At 57.7% G+C, this 10730-nt stretch carries 11 protein-coding genes and 1 pseudogene; 3 read left to right on the forward strand and 9 right to left on the reverse strand.

Annotated elements, in window-relative coordinates; translation table 11 throughout:
• From ACILQA_RS07375 to ACILQA_RS07400, 6 genes and pseudogenes are all read right to left on the reverse strand, one after another.
• Positions 1 to 311: pseudogene (locus ACILQA_RS07375) on the reverse strand (pilus assembly protein TadB); the annotation flags it as partial.
• A 46-nt stretch (positions 312 to 357) separates the two neighbouring features.
• Positions 358 to 1620, reverse strand: coding sequence for a pilus assembly protein CpaE (locus tag ACILQA_RS07380; RefSeq protein WP_395629119.1), 1263 nt, complete (start codon positions 1618 to 1620; stop codon positions 358 to 360).
• Entirely contained in the window at positions 1620 to 2207 is a 588-nt protein-coding gene (locus ACILQA_RS07385; RefSeq protein ID WP_395629109.1) for a CpaD family pilus assembly lipoprotein, read from the reverse strand. Before ACILQA_RS07385 ends, ACILQA_RS07380 begins: the two co-directional genes overlap by 1 nt.
• Before the next feature lie 23 nt (positions 2208 to 2230).
• Positions 2231 to 3862, reverse strand: a complete 1632-nt coding sequence (locus ACILQA_RS07390; protein ID WP_395629110.1) for a type II and III secretion system protein family protein — start codon at positions 3860 to 3862, stop codon at positions 2231 to 2233.
• Positions 3863 to 3869: 7 nt separating this feature from the next.
• Complete coding sequence (cpaB, locus tag ACILQA_RS07395; RefSeq protein WP_395629111.1) at positions 3870 to 4889, reverse strand: Flp pilus assembly protein CpaB; 1020 nt, start codon at positions 4887 to 4889, stop codon at positions 3870 to 3872.
• A gap of 44 nt (positions 4890 to 4933) precedes the next feature.
• Entirely contained in the window at positions 4934 to 5407 is a 474-nt protein-coding gene (locus ACILQA_RS07400; protein ID WP_395629112.1) for a prepilin peptidase, read from the reverse strand.
• A gap of 16 nt (positions 5408 to 5423) precedes the next feature.
• Here ACILQA_RS07400 and ACILQA_RS07405 point away from each other — a divergent pair, with 16 nt between their 5' ends.
• A complete protein-coding gene (locus tag ACILQA_RS07405; RefSeq protein WP_395629113.1) occupies positions 5424 to 6404 on the forward strand; it encodes an alpha/beta fold hydrolase in 981 nt (326 codons plus the stop codon).
• Entirely contained in the window at positions 6401 to 7507 is a 1107-nt protein-coding gene (locus ACILQA_RS07410) for an NAD(P)/FAD-dependent oxidoreductase (RefSeq protein WP_395629114.1), read from the forward strand. Before ACILQA_RS07405 ends, ACILQA_RS07410 begins: the two co-directional genes overlap by 4 nt.
• Here the strand turns inward: ACILQA_RS07410 and rnhA are convergent, their stop codons facing one another.
• The 3 genes from rnhA to ispH are packed head-to-tail and all read right to left on the reverse strand — an operon-like array spanning position 7508 to position 9898.
• Complete coding sequence (gene rnhA / locus ACILQA_RS07415; protein ID WP_395629115.1) at positions 7508 to 7960, reverse strand: ribonuclease HI; 453 nt, start codon at positions 7958 to 7960, stop codon at positions 7508 to 7510. It abuts the gene before it with no gap.
• Positions 7957 to 8931, reverse strand: a complete 975-nt coding sequence (thrB, locus tag ACILQA_RS07420) for a homoserine kinase (RefSeq protein ID WP_395629116.1) — start codon at positions 8929 to 8931, stop codon at positions 7957 to 7959. Before thrB ends, rnhA begins: the two co-directional genes overlap by 4 nt.
• Before the next feature lies 1 nt (position 8932).
• Entirely contained in the window at positions 8933 to 9898 is a 966-nt protein-coding gene (gene ispH, locus ACILQA_RS07425) for a 4-hydroxy-3-methylbut-2-enyl diphosphate reductase (protein ID WP_395629117.1), read from the reverse strand.
• Between the two features lie 135 nt (positions 9899 to 10033).
• Here ispH and ACILQA_RS07430 point away from each other — a divergent pair, with 135 nt between their 5' ends.
• Complete coding sequence (locus ACILQA_RS07430; RefSeq protein ID WP_395629118.1) at positions 10034 to 10684, forward strand: hypothetical protein; 651 nt, start codon at positions 10034 to 10036, stop codon at positions 10682 to 10684.
• Positions 10685 to 10730 lie beyond the last annotated feature (46 nt).

Raw genomic sequence — 10730 nt, forward strand, 5'->3', positions numbered from 1 at the left:
ATGACAAAAGCAAGTCCGCCCGAAGCGTACATATATTGCTGCAACGTCCATTTTTTACCGGTTTGCGCCAGGCGCAAGCGCAGCTTATCGGCATAATTGATCTGCTGGCCGTCGGCGAAAATGATCGGGCGGCGCGCAGCAACCACCTTGCGCATTTGCTGTTCCACGCGTGCGTCGGCACTGTCCGAATGCCGCATTTTGATAGCGCTAAGACGGCGTGTCGTCGCCTTGCCGCTATTGGGCCCTGCAAAGGCGAGTGCCACCAGAACAAAGAACAAGATTGTTCCAGCCGCGATCATAAATGCCTGCATTGTCATCCGCTCTGCTACCTATGTCCTGGTTGGTCCCATGCGCGCTTCACTTCGTTTTCAACATCGATTTGAAACTGGCAAAAACAGTCTTTTTCGGTGGGATCTTGGCATCCGCAGGCGCCGCGTCAGCCATGTCTGCAAAGCTGCTAACAACGATTTCGGCCAAAGATATGATGCCAGTGGAAAGCTTGCTTCCACGAATGGCTTCAACAACTGGCTGGCCCAGTTTCGCCGCTTGCGCCGCCGACTTGGGGTCCGCTGGCAACAGCAGGTCGATCTTGCGTTCGATTGTGCTTTCAAAATCCTTACGGCTGATTTCGACGACCGCTGGTTGAACATTGTTGGCGACGACCAGCACTTTGCATTGCGGCGCATTTTGTTTCAGCCATGCCAAAACGCGGATGCTGTCGCGCGCTGAAGCCAGCGTCAGTTCGGTTGTAACAACCGCAATATTCACGTCGTTCATAAGATGCGGATACGCAATCAGCATGCTGCGTGGCATATCGATGACGGTGTTTTCGAACGCGGCGCGAAATTCTTCCTGCAGCTGGAAAAAGGCCGATCCATCGGTCAATACCGGGCTGCTCATCGGCGCTTCTGCGGACAAGATCGACAGACGTTCATTGGCTTTGATCATGGCGCGTTCGATAAACAATCCGTCGATGCGGCTTGGGTTATCAATGGCGTCGGTCAAGCCGCGGCCGGGTTCCAAATCCATCGCAAGCGCAGCTGTGCCAAAGTGCACATCAAGGTCGAGCAAGCCTGTCTGATGGCCATGTACTTGCGAAAATGCCCATGCCAGTGATGCCGCGACGGTGGACGCGCCCGCGCCACCGCGGGTTCCGATGACGGCGGTCGACACATGTGGCCGGTCCACATTGCCCTCATCGGCTTTCGGTGCGGTCAACGCGGCTTGTGCATTGGCGAATGAATCGCGTAGCGCGTCAGGGCTCAGTGGCTTCAACAGATAATCCTGCAGACCGGACATCAACAAATCGCGGTAGAGGCGAACGTCATTCACCTGACCAACCGCAATGACGATTGTTCCGGGCTCGCACACTTCGGCCAGACTGTTGATGTCGCTGATCGGATCACCCGATTCCGACAAATCGACCAGCAATATTTGCGGGCTTGCGGAAACAGATAGTGATTGAATGGCGTTGCGCAGGCCGCCTTTATAGACTTTGTCCTGGTTCCAGCCCATTTCCTCACACACAGCGCGAATGACATCCAGCGTGAGGTCGTCGCAGACATAAGCGTTAATCGGGTCGCGCGTTCCGGAGTTACCGGATTTCCATGGAGCGTTCATCATTTGCCTCCGGCCTTTGTCTTGTAAGCGTTTACCGCTGCGTTACCGCTGTTGCTGTCGAGCCGCTTGTTATCGCGTCCACGCACCAGATCTTCGGGGTCTGCCACCATGGCAGCAAGGTTGGAATTTATGGCGCAGCCGTAATTGCTGTTGTTACCTGCATTGAAGTTTTGGCCTTGCGTGCGATGATCGGGGCAGGACGGCACCGATGCTTGGGATCGGGTGACAACAACGCGAATGTTGCCCGGTGCGATTATGCCGGGCGTTACCGGTGCCCCCTGTGTGACCATGATACCGCGTTCTGCCGCGGCTGCGCGGACGTCGCGGGCGGCACCTTCGTTGCCAAAGCCATCGCCGCTATCGATTGCAATGCGGTCACCATAACGAAGGTCCAGCACGTCAAACCATTCGTTCAAGCGCTTCTGGTCGGCACTGCCGATACCATCGCCGTCGGAGGCAAGGTCGATGGCGTAATTGGTCCGCTCGACAACAGGCTGGTGCACCGAATACATGGATGTGTTGGTTGGCAATGTGCCGCAACCGGCCAAGCCAAGGCTTGCAGCGATCAGGATTGTTACCTTTTGCATATCTTGTCTCCTTGAACGGACGGTCATTTGTCGAAGCTGAAACCGGGGCCGCTTGGAACGGTCGCGGAGGTTTGCGATTTGACTTTCTTGGCCAATGGCGCGGGTGCGTCGGTCACGGATACCAGTGCTGGCCCATTGGACACGGTTGGCGCAATAGTTGGCATGGCGCGGGTTTTTTCGTCCTTGTTGCTTGTCACTTTGCCCAGCAAAATGCGTTCAAGGTCATTTGGCGAATGCATTCCGTCGGTCGGCAAAACAATCTCGCTATCGGATACGGGTTTCACCAAATAGGGCGTGACGACGATCATCAGTTCGGTTTCGTTACGCCGCCAACCATTCGATTTGAACAGCGCGCCAAGCACGGGAAGGTCACCCGCTCCAGGCATCTTGTCGACCGAGCTGCCCATTGTGTTGCTTAACAATCCAGCGATCATCATGCTTTGACCCGAACCAAGCTCCACCGTCGTTTCGGCCATTCGCGTTGTAGTTGCCGGCACTTCAAGACCGCCGAAGCGCACGGCACCTTGCGATGAAATGTCCGAGACTTCCGATCGCACCCGCAGCGAAATGCGGCCATCCGACAACACCGTTGGCGTGTAGGTCAGGTTGACGCCATAATTCTTATATTCGACGTTGGTGCCATTGTTCGACGATGTCACCACTGGGAACGCGCCGCCCGCCAGAAATTCGGCCGTTTCGCCGGATACCGTTGTCAGATTGGGGTTGGCCAAGGTTGAACTCAGGCCTGCCTTTTCCGATAGATCGAAGGCAGCGGCCACATCCAAGCCAAACAAGCGACCCGCCGCCGTCAGCACATTTGTGCCCGCAGGAACCTTAAATTTATACTGCGTATATGGGCTTGTTATAAATTGTCCGGTCGCCGGGTTGAACGGAAGCGATATTGATTTTGCGGGCAGGCCAAATAGCGCCGACGCATCTAAAACAGGCAGGTTATCCGGGTTCGTGACCGACGTGATCTCCGCGATGTCACGTCCTTGATACACGCCGCCAAGAATGCCTGTCCCGCCATGATCGCGGGTCTTAAGGTTGCCCGAAATTTCCTTCATCAGCGACCGGCTGACTTCAGCAATGCGGACCTGCAGGTTGATTTGCAGCGGCGTCGCGTTTTTCAGCCGGGTTACGACTTGCGTGTTTCCGCCGGTGAACGCCTTTACCAAAGCTTCGGCTTCAGCCGCCTCTTCGGGTTGGTTGACGGTTCCTGTCAGCAGGATAACGCCATTCATCGTGGTAACAACAATCTTTGAATCGGGCATCGCCAGCGTCAGCATTTGCGAAATCGAGTCCATATTGTTGCCGACGCGGACCGTTGCCTGATACACCGTGCGGCCAGCGGCATCGGTCGCGTAAACCGTGGTTTCGCCGGGGCCCTTGCCCAGAATGTAGATCTGGCGTCCGGTCTTCACCTCGACATCGGCGATGGTTGGGTCCGCGACCACCACGTCGGTGATGTTTGAACCCAGATTGACCTGTTGCCCACGTCCGATAGACAAGATGAGCACCTTGCCATCTTTTGTGGCTTGCGCCGACGCTGCTGTTGGCATCCCGACCAACGTGCCGACTAAGGCGGTGGTGCCGATAGCTGCGGTCATAGCCGCGGCGGCAAGGCCCGATTTGAATGTGGTGAAACGTGCCATGTTGTTATTATCTCCGGCTAATGTCGATTTCGGTCACATTGCCGCCACGCGACACACGGACCACTGGACCCTTCATAATTTTCTCGACTTGCTTTTGCGTGCGGGCCTGTTCGGCTGCGACCGCCAATGGCATTTGTTCGGGCATGCTGCTGCGTTGGAAGCGCGAGACATCGCCGCCGGTTGCATAGCTGCTTTTGGTGGCGGATGGCCGCTGTGCCAGCTGGCGCATGATCGCCCGCTCCTGATCTACGGTTGCACCTTCGGGGATGTTGATATCGCCAGAGGCTAGCGCTTGTTCCAGTTCGGCGGCGTTGTCGGCTAGCGAACGCAGGGAAAGGCTGATGGTGCCGATTGATTGCGCGACCGTAATCTTCTCCGCAATGCGTGGGGTCGCTTCAATCGTCACCAATTTATATTCAGAGACGACTGTATTGCCCTTCTCATCGACGGAAGGGGTTGCGCGTTGGTCGGTCGCCAGCACACGCAGGTTGCGGACGATGGTTTCGGAAACCTTCAACGGCGGACCAGCGCTTGCTTCGACATTTTGTGTGAGCACAAGGTCAACACGGTCGCCGGGGAAGACAAAGCCAGCAACACCGGTCAATGCCGACACCGGCACCGTCACGGCGCGCATGCCAGGTCCAAGCGCAGCGGCGAGGAAACCGCGATCACCGGGCTTAACGATGGAACCTTGGGTCAGTGGCTGGCCAGCGGTCACGGCGTTGCGAACGACCGTGCCGACAAGGCTGTCAATCGAGGCGCCACCGTCCCCTTCTTTGAAATAGGCGGCTTCGATCAGTTCTTTCGGCCATGGTTGATAGCGCACGCTGTCGGCGGTGATGATCGTGCCAACGGGCAATGCCTTGGTCGCGACGAGGACTTTGGGTCCGGCTGGCACGGGGGCCGGCGCGGCGGCCGCTGTAGATTGGGGAGCAGATGCACCGTTGAACATGCTGCGCGCCATAAGGGCGGTCACTGCCGCGATTAAAAGCGCAGCCACCAGCAATATGACTTTTTTCCTATCCATTACCTATTGTCCCCTGAAAGGTCCCCTGATCGAACCATGCTATTTCATGTAAAATGGTTAAAAATCCGTTCACCGATGATCCAAAGCCCGGACAGCGCGATCGCCACGCCATAGGGAATCCGCGCGCGGCCCTCGCCGCGTTTCCATTTGTGAATCGCGAGGAAAATGATGGTGACCACCGCGCCGATGATCGATGCGTATAAGACGAGGCGGATGACCTCGACCCAGTGGAACCACAATGCCAACGCGGCAAAAAGCTTCACATCGCCGCCACCCATCGCGCCGAAATGGAACGCGACCGCAAAGACACTGAATGTAATCGCTGCGGTGAGTAGGTGCACGCTGATGTCGGTGAGGTTAAACCCGCCGCTGGCCAGCCAGAATAATGGCGCGCCAAGTGCGATCGCGATGGTTATCTTGTTGAAAATAAGACGGTATCTGATGTCGGTGTAGATTGATACCAACAGCGCAATTGCCAAGCCGCCAAGGGTTGCGTAAGCGAGAGTTTCACTGGTCATCTGCACAGCATTAACCATGAAAGATTACCAAAAAGTAACCATGCACGCACCGAAAACACCGATGAACCGCCGCGCAATTCCGGCCAATGCCGCAGAGACGATGTGGCACGCCGCCGATGGTTGGCCGATCCGGCGGATTGATTGGCAGGCGTCGACCCCGCCGCGTGGTTCCTTGTTATTCTTGCCAGGGCGCGGCGATCATTACGAAAAATATCTGGAAACATTGGCTTATTTTGCCGATGCCGGATGGCATGTTACCGCCATCGACTGGCGCGGGCAGGGTGCTTCGGGCCGGTTGCTGGATGATCCCCAAGTCGGCCATATCGACGATTTCGCGACTTGGATCGCCGATCTGGGCACATTTTGGGACGCATGGAAACGCGACACGCCAGCGCCGCATGTTGTGCTCGCGCACAGCATGGGCGGGCAACTGGCGATGCGCGCTTTGGTGGAAAAGACGATGGATCCCGACGCGGTGGCGCTGAGCGCGCCGATGCTGGGCATTCAAACGGGCGGCCTGCCGCTTGCGCTCAACCATGCCGTTGCCAAATTGATTGTGGCATTGGGCAAGGGCAAGCAAGCCGCATGGAAAGTCAGTGAAAAGCCATTATCGCCGATGAGCATGCGCGGCAAAATGCTGACGCATGACGACGACCGTTACGAAGATGAGGTCGCGTGGTGGGCGCTGCGTCCTGAGGTAAAGCTTGGGCCGCCAAGCTGGCACTGGGTGGAACGCGCCATGGCGTCGATCCGCTTGCTGGAACGACCCGGCGCGCTGGAGGCGGTGCAAACGCCAATCCTGTTGCTCGCGACGACGGCGGATCAATTGGTCAGCACACAGCGGGTGATCGCAGACAGCAAAAGGCTGCCGCATGCTGAAACGCTGATTTTCGGCAAAGAGGCCGCGCATGAGCTGCTGCGCGAGGCAGATGGCGTGCGCGACCAGTGCCTGAAACGCATCGACGCCTTTTTGGACCAGCACGCACCCCGGCCATGAGCGATTTTAGCATTGCCATAATCGGTGCAGGCATCGCCGGGGCAAGCCTTGCCGCACAGCTGTCTGCATATCAGTCGGTTGTCCTGATTGAGGCGGAGGCGCACCCGGGATATCATTCCACGGGCCGGTCCGCCGCGTTCTGGGTGGAATGCTATGGTGGCCCGGACGTTCAACCGCTGACCACGGCGTCGGGCCCATTTCTGGCGAACCCGCCCAAGGATTTTCACGATGGTCCATTGATGTCCCCGCGCGGCGGGCTGCACATTGGCACGGCAGAGCAGCAACCTTTGGCGGATGCTATGCTGGCGGAGTTCGCCTCAAGCGGCGTGCATTTTGAACGCAGCGATCGCAAGGATTTGGAACGACATGTGCCCGGTCTGCGCAGCGGATGGACGACGGGGCTATGGGAAGCGGCCTGTGCCGATATTGACGTCGCCGCGCTCCACGCCGCCTATCTGCGCCAAGCGCGCAAGCAGGGCGTACAGCCACATTGCAACAGCCGGCTGGAACGTGCCGTGTGGCGCGACGGCATGTGGCATATTCAAGCAGGCAGCCTGATTTGCACCGCCGATATCATCGTCAACGCCGCAGGGGCATGGGCCGATCATGTGGCGCAGATGGCGGGCGTTGCTCCCTTGGGCATTCAACCCTATCGGCGGACGATTGCGCAATTGGCGGTTGCACCCGATGTGCCTGCGGCCCTGCCACTCGTTATTGGCCTTGATGGCAGTTTCTATTTCAAGCCAGATGCGGGCGGACGTTTGTGGCTCAGCCCGCATGACGAGACTGCAACACCGGCATGCGATGCCGCACCTGAAGAGCTGGACATCGCGCTTGCCATTGATCGGCTGCAGCAGGTTGTCGACTGGGACATCCGCCGGGTCGAACGCAAATGGGCCGGCTTGCGTAGCTTTGCGCCTGACCGGCTGCCCGTCATTGGCCGCGATGCGGCGCATGATGCGTTTTTCTGGTTTGCAGGGCAGGGCGGCTTTGGCATTCAGACGGCACCTGCCGCAGCGCAGCTGGCGGGATCGTTGTTGAACGATGCCATAATAGCGCCCGACCGCGTCGATGCCGCGCTCTATGCGCCCAGGCGTTTTTAACTAGCCTATCGCAACCTTGTTGCCGGCAGCATCGGCCGCATCGCTGGCGAGCCGGTCTGCGCGTTCATTTTCGGGGTGGCCATTATGCCCTTTGACCCAAATCCATTCCACCTGATGCCGCGCCATCGCTGCGACCATCTCACGCCATAGGTCGGCATTGCGCACCGGCTGTTTCGATGCGTTTTTCCAGCCATTGCGTTGCCAGCCAAAGATCCATTTTGTGATGCCGTCGATAACATATTTGCTGTCGGTGTGCAGTTTGACGCTGCATGGTTCGACAAGGGCGTTCAGCGCCTGAATGACCGCGCTCATTTCCATGCGGTTGTTGGTGGTGTCCGGATCGCCGCCCGCAATTTCTTTTTCATGCTTGCCATAACGGATGATCGCACCCCAGCCGCCCGGCCCGGGATTGCCCTTGCACGCGCCGTCGGTGAAAATTTCAATCTGTTTCATGGCAATTGGGCCAAAAGGGCTTCAACCTGATGGGGGTCGCTGTAATATTCCAGCCGCCGCAGGAATGCCAAGGGGTCCTTGCGTGTGACCAGCGCATCGGCAGGCGTGTTAATCCAGTCGTAACACCGCGTTAATGTAAACCGCAAACATGCCCCACGCAGCAATATCGGTAAGGCGTCGCGCGTTGCGGCATCCATCGGCACGGCTTTGGTGTAGCCCGCCAACATGGCCGCGCTCACATCTGCGTCAAAGACTTTGCCATCGCCCGAAAAGCACCATGCGCTGTGCGTGACCGCAAGGTCATAGGCGCGGATTTCGGAGCAGGCGAAATAGAAATCGATCAGACCAGTGACATTGTCGCCCAGCATCAGGACATTGTCTGGAAACAGGTCCGCATGGATCGCCGCCACGGGAAGATTGGTCGGCCAATGCGCCTCAAGATAATCGCATTCCGCAAATATCCGCGCAGCTAGGCCTTCGGAAATGTCGTCCAGACCTTGCGCGGTGCAGCGCATGGCAAGCGGCCGGAATGCAGAAATGCCAAGGCTGTTGGGCCGCGACAGCGTGAAGTCCGCCAGCGCCTTGTGCATTTGCCCAAGCGCCGCGCCGGTGGAGTGCGCCTGTGCCGCCGATGGTTCGGTGACCGACACGCCATTGAGAAATTCGATCAGGCAGGCCGGCTTTCCAGCGATGGTCTGCAGCCAATTGCCGTTGCGGTCCGACATAAACCGCGGAACCTTGCACCCCGCTTCGTGCAAATGTTTCAGCAGCGCATAGAAAAACGGCAGATCCTTGGGATCCACGCGGTTTTCGTAAATGGTCAGGATGAAGCGGCTTTGCGTTGTTTCGACGAAGAAATTGCTGTTCTCAACGCCCTCGGCAATGCCTTTTAGCGAAACCAGTTCACCTGCATCATAAAGCGCCAAAAAGGCACCGACCTGTTCAGGCCCTAATTGCGTATAAACGGCCAAATCAGGCCGCCGCGCCGGCCAGTTCGCGTGGCAATTTAAAGGTGATGCTCTCTTCGGCGGTTGTGACCTGCTGTTCGTCGATGTCAAAATGCGCGGCAAGCGCATCGATGATTTCGCGGACCAATATTTCAGGGGCAGATGCGCCTGCCGTCAGGCCAAGCGTGTCCACACCGTCAAACCAGTTCATGCTGATATCGTCGGCGCGCTGCACAAGATGCGCTTTCGCACCCGAACGCGCGGCGACTTCGACCAAGCGTAGCGAGTTCGAACTGTTTGGCGCACCGATGACGATGACGAGTTCGCATTTGTCCGCAATCGCCTTTACCGCCTCTTGCCGGTTCGATGTCGCGTAGCAAATATCCTCACCCTTCGGTCCAACAATGTTCGGGAAGCGTGCTTCAAGAATGGATGTGATTTCCGACGTATCGTCGACGGATAAGGTCGTCTGCGTCAGAAATGCAAGATTGTCGGCATCGGCCGGCTGAAGATTGCGGGCGTCCTCTGCGGTTTCCACCAATGTCATCGCGCCTGCGGGGACTTGGCCGAATGTGCCGATGACTTCGGGATGGCCTGCATGCCCCACAAAAATGATGTGCCGGCCGGCTTCCACCTGCCGTTCGGCCTGCTTATGCACCTTTGACACCAACGGGCAGGTGGCATCGAAATAGGCAAGGCCGCGTTGCTGTGCATTTGCGGGGACCGATTTAGGAACGCCATGCGCCGAAAATACCACATGCGCGCCATCGGGCACTTCATCCAGTTCCTCGACAAATATCGCGCCCTTGGCCTTCAAACTGTCGACGACAAAGCGGTTGTGCACAATTTCATGGCGCACATATACAGGCGCGCCATGTTGTTCGAGCGCGAGCTCGACAATCTTGATAGCGCGGTCCACGCCAGCGCAAAAACCGCGTGGTGCCGCGAGAAGCAGCGTGAGGGGTTTCTTGGAGATCGTTTGTTCAGTCATCGGCAATGTCCTTTAGTTAAACAGGCCGCATCCGCCAAGACCTTTCCCCTGTTGCACGTCAGGCGATGGGCGGATAAGGACCAATGCCAGCGACGTACCCGCAACCCATGCACTGTTATGCCAAGGATAGCCTATATGAAATTTGCCGCCAAAGTCCTGACCTTCGGCATTGTCGCAGCAACCTTGGCCGGTTGTTCGCGCGAAGGCGACCTTGATATCGGTGCTGGTGTGGGCGTGAACGTCACACGTTCGGGCTGCCCTGCGGTTGCCGTTCCTGATGGTACGGGCGACATAACCTTGTTCAACCCGGCCGACAGCCAGGATGCGAGCGCAATTGATATTGTCGCATCGATTACGAACATCCGCCCGACGTGCAACGACAGTGGCGACAAGATTTTTTCACAAGCAAGTTTCGATGTTCAGGCGCGGCGCAGCGATACGCAAGGCAGCCGGACAGTGACTTTGCCTTATTTCACCACCGTGGTGCAGGGCAACAGCGCCGTTATCGCCAAGCGCGTTGGCCAAGTGACCGTGCAATTTGCCGATGGCCAGCAACGGGCATCCGCCAGCGCGCAAGCGGCAAGCTATATCGACAAGGCATCGGCGAGCTTGCCGGCCGAAATCGTGCAAAAAATTACCAAGAAGCGCAAGCCGGGTGATCCCGATGCGGCGCTTGACCCCATGGCGGACACTGAAGTGCGCGCTGCGGTCGTCCGATCAAGCTTTGAAATGCTTATCGGGTTCCAGCTGACCGAAGATCAGCTGCGGTATAATGTAACGCGTTGATACGCGCTTTTTTCAAGGCACGAAGATGACCCTTTTTGAACAATAT

This window comes from Sphingorhabdus sp., from assembly GCF_044239005.1.
In the GTDB taxonomy this organism is placed as follows: domain Bacteria; phylum Pseudomonadota; class Alphaproteobacteria; order Sphingomonadales; family Sphingomonadaceae; genus Sphingorhabdus_B.